The following is a 22,519-nucleotide window of genomic DNA, read 5'->3' on the forward strand; positions in this document are numbered from 1 at the left end:
TTTTTGTATTTAGTTTTGAGTCTCTGAATGATTGACAGTTGTATTTAGAGTTATAAAAACTTGGTGCCAGTAAACCTTGGGTACTTATGTTGCCGGTGATGCACAAATTCTACCCACTTTAAGAGTTTAACGTTAAAAAAAATCCCCATCCGAAATTCAGAAGGGGATTTTTTTATGAATGGATTCCCTTATTTAACTTCTTCGAAGTTAACATCCGTTACATCTTCTGCACCAGCACCCTCGTTAGCAGAAGGATTACCTTGGGGGTTTTCACCCGGTGCACCTTGCTGTCCGTCGCCTCCCTGCGCATACATCTCCTGAGAAGCCGCCTGCCATGCAGTATTAAGTTTTTCCATTGCAGAATCGATTCCTGCAAGATCCTGACTCTGATGTGCAGATTTCAATTCTGTTAATGCACCTTCAATTGCAGATTTGTTACCTGCTGAAAGTTTGTCTCCGAATTCTTTCAACTGCTTGTCAGTCGAGAAAATCAGACTGTCTGCTGCATTGATCTTATCAATCTTCTCACGTTCAGCTTTATCAGCTGCTTCGTTAGCTTTCGCTTCTTCACGCATCCGGGTGATCTCAGCGTCAGTCAATCCGCTTGAAGCTTCAATTCTGATTTTTTGTTCTTTTCCGGTTCCTTTATCTTTTGCAGATACATGCAGAATTCCATTTGCATCCACATCAAAAGTAACTTCGATTTGAGGTGTCCCACGTTGTGCCGGTGGAATATCCGACAAGTGGAAACGGCCCAATGTACGGTTTTGGTTTGCCAAAGGACGTTCTCCCTGAAGAATATGGATCTCAACAGATGGCTGATTATCAGCGGCAGTAGAGAATACCTCGGTTTTCTTAGAAGGAATCGTCGTGTTGGCTTCGATCAGTTTTGTAGAAACTCCACCCAAGGTTTCGATACCCAAAGAAAGAGGAATAACATCCAAAAGAAGTACATCTTTCACTTCACCTGTTAACACGCCGCCTTGGATTGCTGCACCTACTGCAACTGCTTCGTCAGGGTTAACACCTTTTGAAGGTTTTTTACCAAAGAATTTTTCAACTTCTTCCTGTACACGGGGAATACGGGTTGAACCACCAACAAGAATTATTTCGCTGATATCGCTGTTAGAATATCCGGCATTTTTCATCGCTCTCTTGCAAGGCTCCATCATTCTTTGGAACAACGTATCTGCCAGCTGTTCAAATTTCGCTTTTGTAAGCGTACGAACAAGGTGCTTTGGAATACCGTCAACAGGGAATATATATGGTAAGTTGATTTCAGTCTGAGTAGAGCTGGAAAGTTCAACTTTTGCTTTTTCAGCAGCTTCTTTCAAACGTTGCAAAGCCATAGGATCTTTTCTAAGATCAACGCCTTCGTCGGATTTGAATTCATCTGCAAGCCAGTTGATAATCACCTGATCAAAGTCGTCACCACCAAGGTGTGTATCACCGTCAGTTGATTTTACTTCGAATACACCATCACCCAATTCGAGAATTGAAATATCAAAAGTACCACCACCTAAGTCAAACACAGCGATTTTCATGTCGATGTGTTGTTTGTCTAGACCGTAAGCCAAAGCTGCGGCAGTAGGTTCGTTGATAATACGTTTTACATCAAGACCGGCAATCTGACCAGCTTCTTTCGTTGCCTGACGTTCCGCATCATTAAAATAAGCAGGAACCGTGATAACCGCTTCTGTAACTTCCTGCCCAAGATAGTCCTCAGCAGTTTGTCTCATTTTCTGTAAAATGAAAGCAGAAACTTCCTGCGGTGTATACAAACGATCTCCGATTGGAATACGTGGGGTATTGTTTGGGCCTTTTTCAACGCTGTATGCAACGGTCTTCATTTCGCTGGATACATCGTCATATTTTTTACCCATGAAACGTTTGATAGAACTTACCGTATGCTTGGGATTGGTGATTGCCTGACGTTTTGCAGGCGCACCGATTTTACGTTCGCCGTTATCCATGAAGGCAACTACGGACGGTGTAGTACGAGCACCTTCGCTATTTGCTATTACGACAGGCTCATTACCTTCCATTACAGCTACACAAGAGTTCGTAGTTCCTAAGTCTATGCCAATAATTTTTCCCATTTTTTTATTTTATAAGTTAGTATTATTTGATTCGTTATAAATGACGCTGTCATCAGTTCTTGAAATTTCGTCATTACAGGTTTTGTTAAAAAGCCCGTACCACATGTTATTGATTTAACCCTAAATGACAAAGTGTCAGTCCTGAAATAGAAAAAGGAATCCCGGTTTCAAAGAAAAATCCTGAAAGAAAACAATTGGTAAAAAACCGGATTGTTTTACGTTTTCAAAGGATCGATCTTCTTTCCGAATTCCTTTTTTACTAGTATTTGATTGTTAAGTGTTTTATTCTAAACAGTTTGTCCCATGTAAGGATCACTTCTGCTCTCTTTACCAGTCTCTACATGTCCCGCATAACGTATCAATTGTTGTTTATCTCCATCCGCAGCAACAGAGAAATCATACCAGTTAAAATTCTTCTCAAGATTTAAAATAACACTGGTTTCCGAGCCTGCCGCAAGACTTTTGTTGATTGTTGCCGATTTGTAAGCATTGTCTGCAATGCTGATAGATGCTTTTGTTTTGCCAGGGTTTTTGATTTTCAGTGTAAGGTTTCCTGTTGGTTTTTTATTTGCATTAAGCTGGTAATCAGCCGTTAAGATCAATGAACTGCCAGCGCTTCCTCCTTTGTATTCCCTCATAAATCCGTTAGGGCCGTAAACGACCAGATGGTAATTCTGATCGTCAAAACTATTCATATCCCAGGAATCTGCAAGCGTATCACCTGCTTTCACAGTGTAATTTCTCACCTTGACATTATCACTTTTTAATCCGTAGGCATAAACAACAAAAGGAACTCCGACAGATTGTTTGCCAAATATGCCATTTCCTGACTTAAACTTGATTTCAAATGCATTTTTGGCAGTATTTAGATAGCCGTCGACGTATAATTCGTAGGGCAGGGGCGTAGCAGGTCTCGTTCCTTTCTCCTGCTTTGGCATAATCGCTGACGAAAATGGATCCTTATTGATGGCCTCAATTTCAGATTCAGACAGTACCTTATATCCGTTAGGGAGTTTTTTGAACTGCGCATTATAAATGCCTTCCATAAATTCGGTGCGCGCTACAAACTTGGGAAGTGGAATATCCTTTCCGTCATAAGGCTTGAAGGTTGAAGTCAGATCGCCACAGATTGTTCTTCTCCATTCACTGATATTCGTTTCCGTAATTTGCTTTCCTGATTTATGACTGACAAATTTTTCCAGAAATTGTAAAACGGAGGTGTGGTCAAATACCTCTGAACAAACATTTCCGCCACGATTCCAGGGCGAAGCAATGACCAAGGGTACACGGTAGCCCAACCCGATCGGACTTTCCCTTGCGTCCTTTTTATCCTTTTTGGTCATGTCCTGCTCAAGCGTGACATATTCAATCTTGGTATCTATGCCGGCAGATGTCAGTCCTGTTTCTTTTTCATAAGGATTTGGGACAACAAAGGGAGGGACGTGATCAAAGTATCCGTCGTTTTCGTCATAACACAAAATAAAAATAGTCTTTTTCCAGACTTCCGGATCTTGGGTTAAAATGTCCATTACTTCTGAAACATACCATGCACCATACCATGGAGAAGTTGGGTGGTCGGAAAAATTTTCAGGAGCTACCAGCCAGGATACGGTCGGGAGTTTACCGGAAGTAACATCCGTCCTGAACTGATGGAGCACATCTCCCTGCGGTGCTTTGGCTTCATGAATAATATCGCCATCATTGTAGGAAACTGTTGCTACGCTGCGGTAATCGGGATCGCTGATGTTCGTAGTGTAAGCCTTTTGATGAATATTCTTCTGCTTTTGCGAAAGCTTATCAAAATTTTCTTTGCTCCATCTTACCAGTTCTTCTTTGGCTATTTGAAGATGTGTCTGTTTTTCTTTTAATATTTTACCGACTTTAACAGCCTCTTCTCCTGTTAAGCCATTTAGTCTTTTCTCAGTATCCGCAATCTCCTGAGGCAATTGTTCAGATCTGGTTTTCAAATATTTTTGATAACCCGTGTAATAACGAATGTTGTATTGGCTAAACCACTCAATAGGATTATCCGTGAAGTTTGATAGCCAGGAATCTTCTTCGCCTACAAGACCCGTGCTGATACTCAGCTCATTCTGGTATATGCGCCAGGAAACATCATTGTCTTCAAGTCTTTCAGGAAAAGTTTTCCAGGATGCTTCATTGCGTTCTGTTACATTTTCATTCCGGACATTGGCGTAGGAATTTGGTTCAGGTTTTTCACGCACGGTTCCGGTCCATAGATAAAGCCGGTTGGGCGTGGTGCCGGTCAGGGAGGAACAAAAATTCTGATCGCAAACTGTGAAAGCATCGGCAAGAGAATAGTAAAAGGGAATATCTTCCCGGTTATAAAAACCCTGCGTCAGCGGCATTTTTTTATAATCCTTATGACCCGCTTGTTTGGCAATCAGCCACTGATCATATTTCCCGTCATTCCGGGCATCTACCTGATTGGTCCATGAATGCGGCAAAGAGCCCATCCAGGTCGCACGGGATTCTTTCATATTTAAACGAAAGGGAACATAGGTTTCTCCAAAAGCATTGGTCTGCATCCAAACCAGATTTTTGTTCGGAAGACGAATCGCCCTTGGGTCGTTAAAGCCTCTTACACCTTGCAAACTTCCATAGGCATGATCAAAAGAACGATTTTCCTGCATCAGGATCACTACATGTTCCGCATCCAGATACGTGCTTCCCGGAGCGGGATTGATAGCAAGCGCTTTCTGGATCGAAGCGGGTAGGGCACTGAACAATCCTGCACCGCCTGTAAGCATAGCGGCCTTTTTAATAAAATCTCTTCTTGAGTCCATGGGTGATTGTAGGAATAATCTGTTGGAATGAATACCCTGTTTTGACGCAAATGTACTATTCCTTAGTTTATCGGTATGTTAAATCATTTTTTGAATATATTGAATAATCCCTTATTTCTAAAACCTTTCACCCTGAAAACAAAAGCAGGCTACTACCTTCACGGTAATAGCCTGCTTTTACTTATTATATTCTAATTTTTATTTTCCTCCGAAAAGACCGCCAAGTAAGCCGCCCAAATCAAGTCCTCCGCTTTGTTGCTGGTTATTACTGGCAGGTGCCGTAGTGTTCGAGCCACCCATCAGGCTTCCGCCCATACGCATCAGGTCGTTCATGTCCAGTTTACCATCCGCCATTGCATATCCGATTTCGTTGAAATCAAATCCTGAATTTTGCGCAGCCTGCTGTCCAGGGTTGGATCCGCCAAGCAATCCACCTAGTATGCTGTTAAAATCCAGACTGGAATCAGCTGAGTTACTTACTTTGCTTATCAGCCCGCCCAAAACGCCAGGAAGTACAGAAGAAACAATTCCGCCTGCCGCTCCGCTGCTCATGCCAAACTTTTCCATAATTGCACTCACAGCCTTTGATGCAATGGATGCTACAATCGGATTGTTCATCAGGCTGCTTCCGGATGTTCCGCTATTTCCTGAAAGCAGGCTCATAATACCCGGCAGGTTGCCACTTTGAGCCTGATCCTGCAAACCACCGGTTATTGAACCAAGTAAAGTTTGCATAACGTCGTTATTTTGTTCGTTTGGAACTGCTGGGTTCTGCACGATAGCGTGTTGAGAATTTTCCTGAATCAGGCCAAGGAGTTGATCTAACATGAAGTTTTAGTTTAAGTACGGATGTCTGGACGAAGCTTTGTAAGAAAAGTCACATAGATCAAAACATCTGTTCCAAAAAAAATCCCGCCGAAGCGGGATGCTGTTTTTATATTACCTGATCAACGATTGCCTTAAATGCATCCGGATGATTCATTGCAAGGTCTGCAAGTACTTTCCTGTTAAGCTCAATTCCATTTGAATTAAGTTTGCCCATTAGAGCAGAATACGACAATCCGTGAAGCCGTGCACCTGCGTTGATACGCTGGATCCACAATGCGCGGAAATTACGTTTTTTCTGTTTACGACCTGTGTAAGCGTAACCCAATGCTTTTTCAACTGCATTTTTAGCTACGGTCCAAACATTTTTACGACGGCCGAAATAGCCTTTCGCTAACTTTAATACTTTTTTACGTCTTGCACGTGACGCAACATGATTTACTGAACGTGGCATGATTTAACTGTTTTTGACGGTCGGCGCTCATTTGAGACTTTAAATGCCTTCTATCGGGTTGAACAAAAAACCGAAATGGTAATTTAATTTTACTGGCTTTTGGAATTACTTCCCAAGCATGGCCAATACTTGTTTGTGGTTAGACACATCAATAAGACCTGTTTTCACCAAACCACGCTTACGCTTGTTTGATTTTTTGGTCAAAATGTGGCTGTGGAACGCATGTTTGCGTTTGATTTTTCCTGTACCGGTCAGCGTAAAACGCTTTTTGGCACCGGAGTTGGTTTTCATTTTAGGCATGATACAAATTAGTAATAATTGAATAATATAAAACAGCCCGCAAAATTAGTCATTTCTTGCTAAAACAAAAAACGTGAGGCAGATATTACATCCGTCTCACGTCTTCAATTTTAAATGTATAAAGATATCTGTATGCAAATAAGAGATAACAGACAACAAATTATTTGCTTTTAGCAGGAGCAGGCGCAAGAATGATTGTCATTCTTTTTCCTTCCAGTTTTGGCTCCATTTCAAGCTTACCGTAATCTGCAAGAGCTTCTGAAAATTTATTCAAAAGATTAACCCCTCTTTCCTTAAATACGATAGTACGTCCAACAAAGTGAACGTATGCTTTTACTTTTGAGCCCTCTTTAAGGAAGTTTATTGCATGCTTCAATTTGAAATCAAAATCGTGATCATCCGTATTCGGACCGAACCTGATTTCCTTAATAACTACTTTCTGTGCCTTGGCTTTAATCTCCTTCTGTTTTTTCTTCTGCTCGTATTTAAACTTCGAGTAATCTACTACTTTACAAACAGGAGGTACAGCTGTTGGTGCAATTTCAACCAGGTCAAGATTTTGCGCTTTCGCGATCGCTCTTGCCGTATTAATATCTACAACACCTGCTTCAATATTTTCACCAACAAGGCGTACTTCCTTGGCAGTGATGCGTTCATTTATTTTATAAGGTTCTTCTACAACTCTGAAACGTCCACTTGGGGGTCTTAATGCCATATAACTTGGGATTGGTGATTTTTGGGTTTTTGGGTGAAAATCAAAAAAGTTAACATTGTTATCACAAAAATAGTGCCTTCGTGGCGGAATAATAGCAAAAAACTATAAAATGATCAAATAATTTTTGCTTCATTCTTGAAATAAGCTGTAAATTCTTCCACAGACATGCTTCCCAAGTCACCTTCACCTTTTCTTCTAATGGATATTTTACCTTCGGCCGCTTCCTTTTCACCAACGATTAGCATGAAAGGAACCTTGGTAACTTCCGCATCACGGATCTTGCGACCTATCTTTTCATCACGGTTGTCTACAAAACCTCGGATGTCCTGTTCCTGCAATTGAAGGAAAACTTCTTCTGCATACTCTGCATATTTTTCAGAAATCGGCAAAATCGCAATCTGGTCCGGTGCAAGCCAAAGCGGGAATTGTCCGGCTGAGTTTTCAATTAATATCGCGATGAAACGCTCCATAGAACCAAACGGCGCACGGTGAATCATAACCGGGCGATGTTTCTGATTGTCTGAGCCGGTATATTCAAGGGCAAATCGCTGTGGAAGCTGATAATCAACCTGAATTGTTCCAAGCTGCCATTTTCTGCCCAAAGCATCGCGCACCATGAAATCCAGTTTCGGCCCATAAAATGCAGCTTCACCGAGTTCAGTAACCGTGTTCAGGCCTCTCTCCTGTGATGCTTCAATAATAGCACTTTCTGCTTTTTCCCAATCCTCATCTTTCCCAAAATACTTCTGCTTGTCGCTCGGGTCGCGAAGCGAAATTTGTGCACTATAATCTTCAAATCCCAGGGATTTGAAAACGTACAGTACCAGATCGATCACCCGGATAAATTCTTCTTTAACCTGATCGGGACGGCAGAAAATATGCGCGTCATCCTGTGTAAATCCGCGAACACGTGTCAAACCATGCAGCTCACCACTTTGTTCATAACGATAAACCGTTCCAAACTCAGAATACCTGATAGGCAGGTCTTTATACGAACGCGGAGCAGTTTTGTATATCTCAATATGATGAGGGCAGTTCATCGGTTTCAGCATGTATTCTTCACCCAGGTTTGGTGTTTTAATCGGCTGAAACGAATCCTTTCCATATTTTTCCCAATGCCCGGAAGTAACATACAAATCCTTACTGCCGATATGTGGCGTTACTACTGGTAAATAGCCGGCACGGGATTGTGCTTTGCTCAAAAATGCCTGAAGGCGCTCGCGAAGCATGGCACCCTTTGGCAGCCATAATGGAAGTCCCTGACCTACTTTTTCTGAAAACGCAAACAATTCCAGCTCTTTACCTAAACGTCGGTGATCGCGTTTTTTTGCTTCTTCCATCATCACAACATACTCTTCCAGCTCTTTTTGTTTTGGAAAAGTGATACCGTAAATACGGGTAAGCATTTTATTTTCCTGCTTGTTGCGCCAGTAAGCACCCGCAACGTTAGTCAGTTTTACAGCCTTGATAATTCCGGTATTTGGAATATGCGGCCCGCGGCAGAGATCCGTAAAGTTCCCCTGCTCGTAAAGCGTAATTGAACCGTCTTCTAGACCGTCAATCAGCTCTAATTTATATTGATCGCCTTTATCTGTAAATAATTTAACAGCGTCGGCTTTACTGATAGGTTTTCTTAAATAGTCGTTTTTCTGACGGGCCAATTCAAGCATTTTTGCTTCAATTTTTGGGAAGTCATCCTGCGACAGTGTATGCTCTCCCAGGTCGACGTCATAGTAAAATCCTTTTTCCAAAGAAGGTCCTGTACCAAATTTCACACCCGGATATAGCGACTCCAGTGCTTCTGCAAGCAAGTGAGCAGAAGAATGCCAGAAGGTGGCTTTTCCATCCTCATCATTCCAGGTAAGCAGCTTCACAAGAGAGTCCTCCGTTATTTCCCGCGTCGGATCCCATACTTCACTGTTCACTTTTGCAGCAATTACGTTGCGGGCAAGCCCTTCACTTATACTTAATGCAATACCCATGGCGGTAATACCTTTTGGATAAAACCTTTCGCTACCATCGGGCAGGGTAATTTTAATTTGAGACTCGTCTTTCATTAAATGGTGTACTGTAAACGTTATACGTGTTTTTCGCCTGACTGTTTACTTCAGACTTTATTTATTCTTTAACAAAAAAATCCTGGTTTTCGTCCGAATATTGAGTTGTTCAAAAACGAGAACTCACAAATCTATTGAATTTTAGCTTTTCGTGACGAATCCACCTGCATATTTATGGTTTTACGCGGTTGTATCATATTGATTTTTACACGTGCTGAATCCAATGACCGGTATTCATCTCCGTTGCCTTCTTCGGAGGGAAACTGACTCCCGGCCATCTCATTTCTCCTCATACGCCACATACCATTATGAGCGGGCCTGTCATCCGGATTCATGGTCAGCGCAACAGTGTAGTATTCTCTGGCCTTGGTATAATCACCCAGTTTTTCATAACAAAAACCAAGCAGATTATTGATGCCGGGATACTGGGGGCTCGTTTTCTGTAGTTGCTGAAAAGCAACTAACGCCTGATAATAATGTCCACGGTAAAGCTCGATATTCGCCAGTTTAATAATTGCCTCGGTATAGTTTGGATTTACTTTAAATGCCATTTGGTAATAAATGACAGCTGTATCAGGTTTGGCAAGAACATTGTAAATTTCACCTCTCTCGTAATAGAGTTCCGGGATATTTTTGAATCGTTGAATTGCCCGGTTATTGATCACAATTGCCTGCCCAAAATTGTTTAATCTTCTGTTAATAATGGTGCTCTGAATATACGCCCGAAGCATGCGTGGATTGTTGACCATCGCATAATTCAAACTGGAAAGACTAGCCAGCGAATCGCCCTGCCGCGCTTCCAGCATTCCTTTCACATAATAGGCGGATGCATCGTAAGGAGCCAGTTTCATGGCGTGAGAAAGATAGCGGCTGGCCTCGCGAAATCTCCCCTTTGCCTGCAGAAGATCTGCCAGTAAGACATAAAGTTCCGGACTTCCCTGTTGCAAAGCTTCCGCACGCTCTGCATCTTCCAGACCTTTATCCAGCTCTCCAAGTTCACGGTATACTTTACCCCTTAGTAAAAAATACTCTCCAACGTTCTCCTGTTCGTCAATTGCTTCGTTGATATCTTCCAGGGCCGGTCTGTATTGTTCCTGGTCAAAATAGATACGCGCCCTTTTAAAGTAATTTACATCCAGATCGATACTGCGTGAAATAAGATCCGACAGGGACAGAAGTGCATCCTTTTCCCACTGTGCTTTGGACTTTTTGATCACGGGAGGTATGCGGGTACTATTTCTTGCATCGCTTTGACACGATTCTAACGCCAACATCGAAACCAATGTCAGAATCCAGATTGAAGAATATAAAATGCTTTTGATACGCATGTAAAGCCAATGAGTCAGTTAACTTTCTTTTTGCTGCCTCAGTCAGAATACAAAATTGAACAAACTATATTTAATTTAAACATTTTGATCCGAAAATCGGGAAAATACTCCAAGCGGCAGCTTCTTACCAAATGTATCGGGAATAAACAATTCGCCGAATTCGTGGTGAATCTGATCTCCGAAATGTGCTTTAATCAGGTTTTCGACAATTAGTGCGGAGAAACCCAGCGAGTATAAATTGATGATAAAAAAGAAGTTTTTCTTTTTGAGTAGAAGTGCACACAGTCTCAGGATTTCATTCAGGTTTTCTTCCAAAAGCCATTTTTCACCGTCCGGACCGCGTCCGTAAGCTGGCGGATCCAGTATAATGCCATTGTACTGGTTTCCACGGCGCACTTCCCGCTGTACAAATTTCAGCGCATCTTCGACGACCCAGCGGATATTATCAACGCCTGTCAGTTCCATGTTCTCGCGCGACCAGTTGATCACCTGTTTTACCGAATCAACATGTGTTATGTCTGCACCTGAAACTTTTGCGGCAATGGAAGCCAGGCCGGTGTAGGCAAACAGGTTAAGTACGTTTGGTTTATCTTCCGGAATCTGTTTTAGCTTTTTAGCAATATAATCCCAGTTTGTAGCCTGCTCGGGGAAAATACCGACATGTTTGAACGAGGACAAAGCCAGTTTTGCTCTTAAGTGCAAAGCGTTTGTACGGTACTGAAAAACCCATTTATCCGGCATTTCCGGTTTTGAGATCCATTGGCCTTTTTCCTGTGAATTTTTATCACGTTTAAAAGTAGCATGTGCCTGTTTTTCCCATTCCTGTGAAGACAGGGATTTATCCCAAATGGCCTGTGGCTCGGGACGGGATAATATATACTGACCAAAACGTTCAAGTTTCTCGAAGCCTCCTGAATCTATCAGCTGATAATCGGTATGTTGGTCGGGGGAAAGTAAGAGCATTCAAATAAGTGGTTAAGCAATAAAAAATTTAGAGAAGGGTAACCAAACAAAAGCGAGCCAAAAGCTGGTCGCTCACAGCTAGTCGCTCACAGTTGGTCGCTCACAGCTAGTCGCTCACAGCTGGTCGCTCACAGTTGGTCACCGACTGCTAAAAAGCTATTTTATTTAAGTAAAAAACATTGCGACGGCCCCTTGTTTGCGGGTCACCGGCAGCATTGACAATACGCTGCTCGCCCCAGGCTAAATAAAAGTTACCGTACCAGTAATCAATATCGTCGGTGCTTGTCTTACGGACTTTGTCGCCCTCTACATTGGTACCGTTCGGAATGACCTTGTCGTTGTCTATCACCTGGCTGCCTTTGATGATTTTGCTTCTGATCGCTCCGTCATGGCTGTAAACAAGTTGTGTATTGCCGTTTGCAGCATCCTGAACTTTGATTTTTTGACGCAGCTCCAAGCTTTTGACATTATCAAAGCTGATACTGTTATCCCAAAGCAGTTTTCCGTTTTGATCTACATCTGCAAGAATAGCGTGCGTGTAGGTAAAGCCATCAAAAATCTGCTGGTTGTATCCTCTGCTTCCGCCGTACATCGGGTTCCAGAGGTATGGGTTGTAAAGTCCCATTCCGAAGGGATATCCCATCATGCCGCCATAGCCTAAGCCGCCCATCATGTTAGGATTTTGATATCGGTACTCAGGATAAAACACCTCTGCCACCAGCAGAAAGTTATTTCCTTTTGGCACAATGTCATGGACCAAAAGCCGGTAGCTTAGTTTCACATCATCACCGCTTTCCTTCTTTTTACGAATACGCTTTTCCATCTTTTCCTGCTGGCGTTCATTCATATAATTAAAGAAATTCTTGAAGTCGGTAAAACTATGATACTGGGTAAACACCACATCATTGTTAACAACTTTGCTGATGTATAAACCCTGGGATGCAGCAGTGCTGGAACTTTGCATGTTCCGATAGCCATAGGTTCCGATAACCATCCTTACCGAATCATTCAAAACCTGTAAACGGCCGCTGAGTAAGGAGAAATCATCCTCGGGATCAATCGAAACCTGCGTGTAAAGTTCACCTGTTTCTTCGTATGCACGTGCCACGATTTTTGTCTGTCTGCCTTTTTTTACTGCAAAACATACATTCACCAAATGGTTAACCGTATCCACTTCAACGGTCTGAATTGCGTTTGAGCCTTTGATGGCGGTTGGCAGTATTCTGGTTTGTGACGTTGTAAGTAAAGTATGGATCAGCACCGGTTCATTGCGAACCATGCCTGCCATAAACACCGAATAACCTAATGTTTTAAAGTCGGTTATCTCAAACCGGTCAATCGTGTTGATCGTGAAAGTTTCTACAAAGCCAGGACCGACATTTACTTTCACGATCTGGTAAAGAGAGCTTCGGTATTTGCTGAACAATAAAAAAACAGACTGTCCGTCGTAGGAGGATGCGATGTAATCCAGGTTATCCTCCACGGGCCCGTCAATTGACCATATCTTTTCCAGATTGGCATCAAACTTCTGAACATTAAAAGTGCCCTTATCTGGTTTTGAAATAAGTAAAACGCCTTTTTCACCTAACGGCATTGCCTGGTAAGTTGTATTGTTTCCGGCCAAAGGAAGTTCTATCCGTTTTACGCTTTGCGCTGTGGCGGAAAAAGTTGCCATTAGCAAAGTCAAAAACAACAATGTATTCAGCGAAAAAGGGCGAGGTCCTTTAATCATGTGCCAATTGCATAATAAAATCAAACTCCATTGGTTTAACCGGCCCGACAGATAAGCGTGATAAACGGACAAGCGCCATGTCTTCAAATCTTTTGTCTGCCTTGATCTGTTTGAGCGTTACCGGTTTCGGAAATTTTTCTACCGGAACAAAGTTAACGACCACCCATCTCGGATCGTCTGCCGTAGGATCAGGATAATGTTCTTTTACAACCTTAGCCAGACCGACAATCTCTTTTCCTTCATTACTATGATAAAAAAGGGCGAGATCGCCTTCTTTCATCGCCATCATATTTAGTCGTGCAGTATGGTTACGAACACCATCCCACATCGATTTTCCTTCTTTGACGAAGTCATCCCATGAATAAGTATCAGGTTCAGATTTTATAAGCCAATAATTCATAGTATTAATTAAGAGTTTTGAATCAAGAATGAAAAATAATTTGATAAAGGAAAAAGAATAGAAAGCAGTTGGATATCACTTCAATTTATTCTTCATTCTTCACTATTAATTTTTAATTCTCCTCACGGAAACTTGGTAAACTTGCTGAAATCCGGCTGGCGTTTTTCGATGAATGCATTTTTTCCTTCTTTGGCCTCTTCGCTTAAGTAGTAAAGAAGTGTTGCGTTTCCCGCAAGTTCCTGAATACCCGCCTGACCGTCAAGTTCTGCATTGAACGAGCTTTTCAGCATACGGATGGACAGCGGACTTTTTTCCTGAATTTTTTTACACCAGGCTATCGTCGTTGTCTCAAGATCTTCCAAAGGAACAACTTTATTAACCAATCCCATCTGCAAAGCTTCCTGCGCATCGTACTGATCGCAAAGGAACCAGATTTCCCGCGCTTTTTTCTGTCCTACAACCCGGGCAAGGTAAGAAGCACCAAAACCGCCGTCAAAGCTTCCTACTTTCGGTCCGGTTTGTCCAAAACGCGCATTTTCAGCAGCGATGGATAAGTCACAAATCACATGAAGGACGTGTCCGCCGCCAATTGCCCATCCGGCAACCATGGCGATAACTGCTTTGGGGATAGACCGGATCATTTTTTGCAGATCGAGTACGTTTAATCTCGGAACGTGGTCGTCACCGATGTATCCGCCATCTCCGCGAACCGACTGATCGCCGCCTGAGCAAAATGCCTTGCCGCCTTCTCCTGTTAAAATAATGACTTCAATCTGTGGATCTTCACGACATATGTGCATGGCGTTAATCATTTCATCAACCGTTTTCGGCGTGAACGCGTTGTGCTTATGCGGACGGTTGATACTGATTTTAGCGATTCCCTCGTGAATTGAAAACAGAATTTCTTCGTATTCCTTAATGGTTTCCCATTGAACTGAACTGGACATATAGAGCAATGAATGAATGATTTTATTAATGAGTGAATCAGTCCTGGACACTTATCTGTGATAACAGTATCGGACGACCCACTTTATGTTTTAATCCCCGAAATTACAGATTGTTTACCTTTCCTTCAAAAAGGAATCAATAACTTTCGGTTTGGTTACGATGAATAACACAAAATGAAGCAGGAAGAATCCGCATTCGACAGCAATTGGTATACGAATAAAGAACTGCTACAAAAGCAGTCACGTCCGTTACAGCCATACTTTGCAAAGGCATTTGATTTTATTCAGCTATGGTTAAGCGGCAAAGAGCAATTCGAATTACAGACATCAGGCTCAACCGGGACACCTAAAATCATTCGCGTTACAAGAAAACAGCTGAGCAGCAGCGCCGCAATGACGGGAAAGGCTCTGGATTTAAGACCCGGCACAAAGGCGCTGGTGGCTTTAAATGTTGAATATGTTGCGGGATTGATGATGCTTGTAAGAGGCATGGAACTGAACTGGGATTTGACTATTGTTGAGCCGGTTTCCAATCCGCTTTTAGTACTCGGCGAAAGTAAACAATTTGACTTCACTGCGTTGGTGCCCATGCAGCTGACTGCTGCTCTTAAAGATAATCAAACCTTCGGCAGGGTTAATAGTTTTGGTAAAATATTACTTGGCGGCGCTCCTGTTGGAATTGCATTGGCTGAAAAAATATCGACAATGGACAATCCGGTTTATCAGAGCTACGGAATGACTGAAACGGTCTCTCATGTGGCGCTGAAAAGATTAAACGGATCGGATATCAAAGATGAATATAGTTTTTTACCGGAAGTTAATGCCGGGATTGACAGCCGCGGCTGTCTGTATGTTTCAGGCCCGATGACAAATTTTGAAAAAATTCAGACCAATGACCTTATTGAACTTACCGGTGAATCGGCTTTTAAATGGCTTGGAAGGATCGACAATGTAATTAATTCCGGAGGTGTGAAAATTATTTTGGATCGTGTAGATGAACAGATCGCCAAGGTTTTCTACGAATTAAATTATAAGGCAACCTTTTATTGCTGGTATCAGCCGGACGAAAAATTGGGACAGAAACTGATCCTGATTGTTGAAAAAACAGGTAAAAACTTTGCAGAACAAAAGCTTCTTGAAGAAATAAGAAAGGCAGTTTCGGTTTATCAAACACCAAAACATGTTTACTTTGCAAATAAGTTTTTTAAAACCCAGACGGATAAAATAGATAAACGTCGCACAGCAGAAATGCTTTTCACATCAATCAATGGATAAAAATATTCAGATTCCCGGTAAATATATTGTTCGTTACCAGTCGGCACCCGTTGTTCCCGCGCCGTTTTCGCATTATTACACATTAACACTGAATATCCTTTCAGAAACAGAACTGGATGTAGATTTTTCGATTTCCTACACGGATCGGGACGAAATTGATGAGGATGAAATCCTGGACGAAGGTTTTACTTTGGATGATGATTACAAATGGAAAGGTTCGGTACCTGCCATTTGGACAAAAGAATTTCAAAACATTTTTGCTTCTTCAAAAATCATCAGACAGCGGGAAGAAAAGGAATTTGAAGATTTTATAGAGATTGAACTGGAAGAAAATGAGAAAGATGTAACCGTATATCCTGTTGACAAGGAGCGCTGGTCATATTTTCTTCAGGAGTTTATGCAGGCAATTTTCGAATCAGGAGGCAGAGAAAAACCTTTTGAGTTAACTTATCTTAATATTTCAGAAGGTACATCAAAACTAGTTGAGCTGAAAGCTTCATTTGCTAATAAATCCTTTACCGTAGTAAAAGACGGCAATGCACCTGAAAGCCTTAACTGGACACAACTTCAGAAAGTGATGGATACGGTTTACAAGGCCGAATTTATTGAGGACAATGCGTCTGAAAAGAAACCATCCAAAAATGGCAGTTATATTACCGCAGGAGACGGGCTTTGGTATCAGCTTGGAATTGCCGTGGTAGAACCTTCTGCTAAAAGCAAAGAACTTGCTAAAATCGAATCACTGTTTGGGTCGCTTTCAAAAGGCTGATTTAACCGAGCTGATTTAATTCCTTATACATCTCGTCGACCAATTGTCCCATCCGCTCAATGGATGGCATTGGCGCGGGCATGCGCAGACTGACAAAAGCTTTTATATCCCATACTTCAAGGACATCATGCAGCGGAATTTGAATATCCGGTATTCCCGAAATATCCGAATTTAGCAGCAGTAAGCCTTTTTCCTTAACCTGATTAAAGGCTCTCCGGTAAAGAAATCCCTGATTACGAAGCACAAAAATATAAGGACTGCCGTTCTGAATTTCATACCAGTTACGTACAAATGTGCCCACCAGCAGTGAGCCAGGATATATAAAATCTGCTCCGCTTTCAAAAGCGCGGTAATAACCTGATGGTAAATTCGGTAATTGAAATAAAGGGAGTTGAGTTAAAAAAGCAGGATTCTGATAATGCGCCAGATATTCTTTACTCTGATTTTGTGCAACCCACTGAATCGTCGGATAGTTTGTTGCCGGTACATTCGGCCTATGCGTTAATGCACTACCTTCATATTGATTGTTAAAAACCGGTAATTGCTGAGTTGGGTATGAATTGGACTGAACGTTGCTGGTTGCATACGGATTGTTTGGGGCAGATTTTTGGACAGTTGGCTGAGCAGTGGCAGCAGGCAACGGAGCTTCTCCGCTTACAGGCTTCAGGTTAACCTGGCGCGAAACCATTCTTATTTCCTGTTTTGGCTGCTGGAACTTCTCCACAATTTTAGAAAGCGGCTGAGGCTCTGCGTACGTAGGCATGCGTGCGGGGGCCGGAGCAGAGGTGGATCCGGAATGGGATACCGTCATTTGCCGTGACGCATTCAAAGGAAGCGACATATCCGGCGTTTCCCTTAATTTCCTTAGATCATTTTTTAGTAAATTGTCCACGCTGATGCCAAAAGCAGCGGCCATGTTTTTCAAATTGGTTAGATTTGGATTGGCGCGCGCTTCTTCATAAGCACCGAGAAGAGATCTTTTTATCGCAATTTTTCGTGCAAACTGTTCCTGTGTCAGGCCGTTCAGCCTGCGAAGATATTTGATGTTGTTGCTTACGATACTCATGATAAACAGCCGTTTCGGGAAAGTTACGGACTAATTGACAAATTTTTTAGTAAAAAACAAATTCTGCATATTTAAGGAATACTTTTACTGCCATTATCCTTTTAAAAAGAAAAATAAACCGCTTCAATAGCCAGTGAAACCGAATGGGCGAATAAGTCCACAAAAACCGAAACCTAATCCTGTATGACTAACTCCGATGAGTTGCTAAACATTTTTACTAAACAACGTAAGAATCAACGAAGGATTGCCCAATCCGGGCCGCAGGAAAGAATTGCCAAGCTAAAAAAATTAAGAGAATATCTGCTTTCACACATTGATGAAGCCTGCGAAGCGACTCATCTGGATTTTGGGAAACCTGCCGCGGAAACAATTATCGGTGAGCTGATGGTACTGATCAGCGAAATCAATTTTAGCATAAAAAATCTCAAACGGTGGATGCAGCCTGAACGCGTTCCGGCAACTATTAGCATGATTGGAACTTCGTCTCTAATTCATTATGAACCAAAGGGCTGTTCGCTGATTATTTCTCCATGGAATTATCCGATTGCGCTGGCATTGAAGCCATTGGTATCTGCCGTGTCTGCCGGGTGCCCTGCTATGATAAAGCCCTCTGAGCTTACACCTCATGCTTCTGTTTTTGTAAAACAAGTTGTTGAAAATGTGTTTGATGCCGATGAAGTCGCGGTAATTTTGGGCGATGCGGATACCGCTTCCGGGTTATTAAGGCTCCCTTTTAACCACATCTTTTTTACAGGAAGTCCGGCCGTTGGTAAACTTGTCATGAAGGCGGCGGCTGAGAATCTTGCTTCGGTAACATTGGAGCTGGGCGGGAAGTCTCCCTCGATTGTCGACGAAACAGCTAATATCGCTGCTACCGCCAGACGTATTTGCTGGGCGAAATTTTTTAACAACGGACAAACCTGCATCGCTCCGGACTATATTCTCGTGCATGAATCCGTTAAAGAAAAACTTATAGCTGGAATGAAAGAAGCGATTATTTCGATGTATGACCCGCAGGAAAAAGGGATCGAAAATTCGCGGGATTACGCCAGGATTGTAAATGAAAAGCAATTTGAGCGTTTACTAACTTATTTGGACGATGCGCTGGAAAAAGGGGCATTACTGGAAACAGAAGGTATAGCAAATGATAAAACACGCTATTTTCCGCCAGCGATTCTGTCTAATGTAAGTGATTCAATGAAGGTTATGAAGGAAGAAATATTTGGTCCGATATTACCGGTAATGTCCTACTCAGAACTAAGCGAAGCGATTGATTATGTAAACAGTAAGTCGAAACCACTTGCACTTTACATACATTCCGACAACAGGAAAAATATTGATTCTATCTTACAGAACAGCAGCTCGGGGAATGCTTTAGTTAATGAAGTCCTGACACAATTTGGTAATCCGGAATTGCCTTTTGGAGGTGTTAATACCAGCGGAATTGGTAAGTCAAACGGTTTTTTCGGATTTAAAGAATTCTCAAATGCAAAAGGTGTGATGCGAAGGAGATTTGGAACGATGAAGTTTCTTTATCCTCCTTACTCGGACAGGTTTGTTTCATGGCTTCGTAAAGGATTGCGATATCTTTAAGCTTGGAGGAAACTAGAGTGGGAGAAATGGGAGTAGGAATTGATTTTTTATTTTTTATAAAATTATATTTAAATGACATTAACACGGGAAAATCAGATCGAATTATTTGGTGCGCCTACAATCCGCTGCGAATATTACCCGGTACTGCTGCCCGATCCGGAAACGTTAAAGGAGATCGAATTTTTAAACCGGATTTTAATAAAAGATTTCGGTTTAAAACAATCTCAGTTCACGAAAATGCCGCATATTTCAATCGACGGAATTACCTGCCCCGAGAATGATGAAAAGGTTATGAATGACATTAAAACATTTCTTTCAACACAATGCCATCTGAATGTTGAATTCAGTGAAGTCGGATATTTTCCGGGCAGGGGTGGGATTACTTTAAAGCTTGGTATACAATATCCTAAGCCTGTGCTGGATTTTAATAGTCTTTTTATGACTGCTGTTGGCGGGAAAATTACCAAACTAAATCTGCACCTGACACTGGCCCGATACGTAAACCGCGAACTTTTTGACGCTTTACAAAACCCCGAAGTAGTTTATCCCCAAAGCTGTGTTTGCAGCAGTGTAGCAGTTTTAAAAAAACGTATCGGAGAGAAAGGTGCTTATGTAAATATCGGGGTAGTGGAGTTTGGGTTGTAACAACAAGGCAACTTTTCTAAAAGATAATTTAGTAGTTAATATTTAACTTCCGTTTAAAATAGAGAATTACGAATTTTAAAAACCACAATGCTAAGTGTCCCAAACCGTATCCAATTATTAGGCCGCAAACTGCGCCAATTATAATGAGGATTTGCATATTTGGTATATCAAGAATTTCAATCACGATCCACGGAATTATTGTTCCAATTACAGGACCGGCTATTGTAAAACTCAAAATGACAATGGTTCGGAGTGCCTTTGTGAGCGATTTTTCATAGTATCCAACAATAATTGCGCTGGAAATTACCCCGGTGGAAATGACTCCCATTACTGTCAGAAAAGCCAAGATAGCTATCAACATACCAGCGCCAATACCCATTCCAATAGCGCCAACCAGTATAATTTCAAAAAGACCAAATAAAGGTGAAATTTCATCCTTGTATACCACTTCTGAGGGGATTTTTGACAGAGGTTATGAATCAGACCGAACCATTGGAATTGACACAACGGCTGTATCAATAGATTGTCCAACAGTTGCAAGACTGATGAGTACGAAGATTATGAGTGTCGTGAAATTTAGTGTGCGTGGCATTAGTTGACTTGATTAAATTTAACCTTTTTTGAATAGATTTTCAAACTCAATTCCGTTGTTTAAACTTTGGTCTTCTGAGAAGTAAATCAACAGTTAAAAAAAATTCCCCGCCAAACTCACTTCGTGAAAAAGTAAGTTCAACAGGGAATTACTGCTATAAGCTATTAAATTCTCATTTATAAATCTCCTTCCGTGCTGCTTTCAGTGTATTCGTCAGCAAACCACAGATTGTCATCAAGCCAACACCACCAGGAACTGGCGTAATAAAGCTGCTTTTAGGCGCTACGTCTGCAAAATTGACATCGCCTTTAATGGCAAATCCACTTTTTTTGGTAGCGTCAGCAACGCGGCTGATACCGACGTCGATAACTACTGCTCCTTCCTTGATGTAATCAGCTGTTACAAATTCAGGACGACCCAGGGCCACGATCAGAATATCTGCGGTTTGGCAAACCTCTTTCAGGTTTTTGGTTTTGCTGTGCGTAATAGTCACCGTGCAGTTTCCGGGATATTCGTTACGCTGCATCAATATGCTCATCGGCAAACCCACGATCTGGCTGCGGCCAATAACTACGCAGTGTTTTCCACTGGTTTCAATTCCGGCTCGGATCAGCATTTCGAGAATTCCGAATGGGGTAGCCGAAATATAGGCGGGCAGTCCTTTACACATTCTTCCCACATTAATCGGGTGAAATCCGTCAACGTCCTTTTTGGGATCAACAGCCTCCATAACGGTGTTTTCTGAAATATGTTTCGGAAGCGGAAGCTGGACGATAAATCCGTCTACGTCAGCATCATTGTTTAACGAGGCAACGGCTTCAAGCAACTTTTCCTCTGTAATGTCCGCTTCAAATTTTACAAGCGTCGAGGTAAAACCTATTTCTTCGCAGCTGCGGATTTTTGAAGCTACATATGTTTCGCTGGCTCCGTCTTGTCCAACCAAAATGGCAGCCAAATGCGGTTTTTTTCCACCGGCAGCAATCCAGTTTTCTACCTCAATTTTTATTTCAGATTTGATTTGGGAAGAAATGGCTTTCCCGTCAAGTAATTGCATCAGTATATTGCTATGTTGTTAATTTATTTGTCAAGTGGTGGTCATTTAAAGTAAGGAGTAGTCATTTTTGGTCTGGTTAGTAAGGTTAAGACTTACTTGCAACAAATGACAATCCCTGACCTTTTAACTGATCGTACCTGGCGTTATATTTTCTTCAGTTCCGCCATAAGCATTCCCATCCCCACCGTCGCTTTTTCCTGGATAAAAGTCATGTTGTCTTTGAGCTTGATATCAGGTCTTGCGGGATCAATCAGGAAAATAGGTTTGTTCCGGTCCACATAATGAACCAATCCTGCAGCGGGATAAACGGCCAGGGATGTTCCTACTACGACAAATATATCAGCTTCTTCGGTAATTTCAACAGCGGTTTCCATCATCGGCACTTCTTCTCCAAACCATACAATGTGCGGACGAAGCTGGCTGCCGAGCTCACAAAGATCTCCGGTTTTAAGCTCCCAGGATTTCATCTCATAAACAAGATCGGGATTTTTGGTGCTTCTCGATTTGAAAAGCTCTCCATGCAGGTGAACTACATTGCAGGAGCCGGCAATCTCGTGCAGGTTGTCGACGTTTTGGGTGATAACTGTTACTTCAAAGTTCTTTTCGAGCTCTACAAGAGCATAATGTGCAGCATTAGGTTTTACAGACTCAGCCTGCTTTCTTCTTTGGTTGTAAAAATCCAAAACCAACTCCTGATTACGTGCCCATGCTTCTGGTGTTGCCACGTCTTCAATTCTGTAATTATCCCAAAGGCCGCCGTTGTCACGAAAGGTACTGATGCCGCTTTCAGCACTGATACCTGCACCGGTAAGAACAACAAGTTTTTTCATTTTGTCCACTTATTTTCACGCAAAGTAGAGAAGTTTTACACAAAGAACGCAAAGATCAATTTCGTCCT

The 22,519-nt window shown here is 42.0% G+C and carries 20 protein-coding genes; 4 read left to right on the forward strand and 16 right to left on the reverse strand.

Translation table 11 applies throughout. The features are described from left to right. Nucleotides 1–188: 188 nt before the first annotated feature. The 12 genes from dnaK to menB all read right to left on the reverse strand — a co-directional run bounded on the left by dnaK (nt 189) and on the right by menB (nt 14,627). Nucleotides 189–2,099, reverse strand: a complete 1,911-nt coding sequence (gene dnaK, locus E0F88_RS06450) for a molecular chaperone DnaK (RefSeq protein ID WP_131957393.1) — start codon at nt 2,097–2,099, stop codon at nt 189–191. A gap of 287 nt (nt 2,100–2,386) precedes the next feature. Then, complete coding sequence (locus E0F88_RS06455; protein WP_131957394.1) at nt 2,387–4,906, reverse strand: phosphocholine-specific phospholipase C; 2,520 nt, start codon at nt 4,904–4,906, stop codon at nt 2,387–2,389. A 198-nt stretch (nt 4,907–5,104) separates the two neighbouring features. Then, nucleotides 5,105–5,734 (reverse strand): hypothetical protein, encoded by a 630-nt coding sequence (locus E0F88_RS06460; protein WP_131957395.1) that lies wholly within the window; start codon nt 5,732–5,734, stop codon nt 5,105–5,107. Nucleotides 5,735–5,840: 106 nt separating this feature from the next. Continuing rightward, a complete protein-coding gene (gene rplT, locus E0F88_RS06465; RefSeq protein WP_131957396.1) occupies nt 5,841–6,185 on the reverse strand; it encodes a 50S ribosomal protein L20 in 345 nt (114 codons plus the stop codon). A gap of 105 nt (nt 6,186–6,290) precedes the next feature. Continuing rightward, on the reverse strand, nt 6,291–6,485 hold the full coding sequence (gene rpmI / locus E0F88_RS06470) for a 50S ribosomal protein L35 (RefSeq protein ID WP_131957397.1): 195 nt from the start codon (nt 6,483–6,485) through the stop codon (nt 6,291–6,293). A gap of 160 nt (nt 6,486–6,645) precedes the next feature. Then, the gene (gene infC, locus E0F88_RS06475; RefSeq protein WP_131957398.1) at nt 6,646–7,200 is read right to left on the reverse strand and encodes a translation initiation factor IF-3; all 555 of its coding nucleotides are present in this window, start codon (nt 7,198–7,200) and stop codon (nt 6,646–6,648) included. 113 nt (nt 7,201–7,313) lie between these two features. Next, on the reverse strand, nt 7,314–9,257 hold the full coding sequence (gene thrS, locus E0F88_RS06480) for a threonine--tRNA ligase (RefSeq protein WP_131957399.1): 1,944 nt from the start codon (nt 9,255–9,257) through the stop codon (nt 7,314–7,316). A gap of 131 nt (nt 9,258–9,388) precedes the next feature. Next, nucleotides 9,389–10,585, reverse strand: coding sequence for a tetratricopeptide repeat protein (locus E0F88_RS06485; RefSeq protein WP_131957400.1), 1,197 nt, complete (start codon nt 10,583–10,585; stop codon nt 9,389–9,391). 75 nt (nt 10,586–10,660) lie between these two features. Next, complete coding sequence (locus E0F88_RS06490) at nt 10,661–11,548, reverse strand: class I SAM-dependent methyltransferase (protein ID WP_131957401.1); 888 nt, start codon at nt 11,546–11,548, stop codon at nt 10,661–10,663. A 148-nt stretch (nt 11,549–11,696) separates the two neighbouring features. Beyond that, nucleotides 11,697–13,223 carry a hypothetical protein gene (locus E0F88_RS06495; protein ID WP_229213690.1) on the reverse strand — a complete coding sequence of 509 codons (1,527 nt, stop codon included), beginning with the start codon at nt 13,221–13,223 and terminating at the stop codon, nt 11,697–11,699. A gap of 49 nt (nt 13,224–13,272) precedes the next feature. After that, a complete protein-coding gene (locus E0F88_RS06500) occupies nt 13,273–13,680 on the reverse strand; it encodes an EVE domain-containing protein (RefSeq protein ID WP_131957402.1) in 408 nt (135 codons plus the stop codon). 122 nt (nt 13,681–13,802) lie between these two features. Next, entirely contained in the window at nt 13,803–14,627 is an 825-nt protein-coding gene (gene menB / locus E0F88_RS06505; RefSeq protein ID WP_131957403.1) for a 1,4-dihydroxy-2-naphthoyl-CoA synthase, read from the reverse strand. Nucleotides 14,628–14,801: 174 nt separating this feature from the next. Here menB and E0F88_RS06510 point away from each other — a divergent pair, with 174 nt between their 5' ends. Together E0F88_RS06510 and E0F88_RS06515 are read left to right on the forward strand one after the other, a co-directional pair. Then, the gene (locus E0F88_RS06510; RefSeq protein WP_131957404.1) at nt 14,802–15,902 is read left to right on the forward strand and encodes an AMP-binding protein; all 1,101 of its coding nucleotides are present in this window, start codon (nt 14,802–14,804) and stop codon (nt 15,900–15,902) included. Then, entirely contained in the window at nt 15,895–16,671 is a 777-nt protein-coding gene (locus E0F88_RS06515) for a hypothetical protein (protein ID WP_131957405.1), read from the forward strand. Before E0F88_RS06510 ends, E0F88_RS06515 begins: the two co-directional genes overlap by 8 nt. Before the next feature lies 1 nt (nt 16,672). Here the strand turns inward: E0F88_RS06515 and E0F88_RS06520 are convergent, their stop codons facing one another. Beyond that, nucleotides 16,673–17,737, reverse strand: coding sequence for a helix-turn-helix transcriptional regulator (locus E0F88_RS06520; RefSeq protein ID WP_131957406.1), 1,065 nt, complete (start codon nt 17,735–17,737; stop codon nt 16,673–16,675). Between the two features lie 183 nt (nt 17,738–17,920). On the opposite strand from E0F88_RS06520, the gene E0F88_RS06525 reads away from it, so the two are divergent. Then, nucleotides 17,921–19,330, forward strand: coding sequence for an aldehyde dehydrogenase family protein (locus E0F88_RS06525; RefSeq protein WP_131957407.1), 1,410 nt, complete (start codon nt 17,921–17,923; stop codon nt 19,328–19,330). Between the two features lie 72 nt (nt 19,331–19,402). Beyond that, nucleotides 19,403–19,975: a 2'-5' RNA ligase family protein gene (locus E0F88_RS06530; RefSeq protein WP_131957408.1), complete on the forward strand. Its 573-nt coding sequence runs from the start codon at nt 19,403–19,405 to the stop codon at nt 19,973–19,975. A gap of 28 nt (nt 19,976–20,003) precedes the next feature. On the opposite strand, the gene E0F88_RS06535 is transcribed toward E0F88_RS06530, so the two are convergent. The 3 genes from E0F88_RS06535 to E0F88_RS06545 form a co-directional block, all read right to left on the reverse strand. Further along, entirely contained in the window at nt 20,004–20,423 is a 420-nt protein-coding gene (locus E0F88_RS06535) for a hypothetical protein (protein WP_131957409.1), read from the reverse strand. A gap of 316 nt (nt 20,424–20,739) precedes the next feature. Continuing rightward, nucleotides 20,740–21,621 (reverse strand): bifunctional 5,10-methylenetetrahydrofolate dehydrogenase/5,10-methenyltetrahydrofolate cyclohydrolase, encoded by an 882-nt coding sequence (locus E0F88_RS06540; protein ID WP_131957410.1) that lies wholly within the window; start codon nt 21,619–21,621, stop codon nt 20,740–20,742. 143 nt (nt 21,622–21,764) lie between these two features. Then, nucleotides 21,765–22,451: an SIR2 family NAD-dependent protein deacylase gene (locus E0F88_RS06545; protein WP_131957411.1), complete on the reverse strand. Its 687-nt coding sequence runs from the start codon at nt 22,449–22,451 to the stop codon at nt 21,765–21,767. Nucleotides 22,452–22,519 lie beyond the last annotated feature (68 nt).

Origin of the sequence: Dyadobacter psychrotolerans (genome assembly GCF_004349265.1) — a bacterium.
GTDB classification, from domain to species: Bacteria; Bacteroidota; Bacteroidia; order Cytophagales; family Spirosomataceae; genus Dyadobacter; species Dyadobacter psychrotolerans.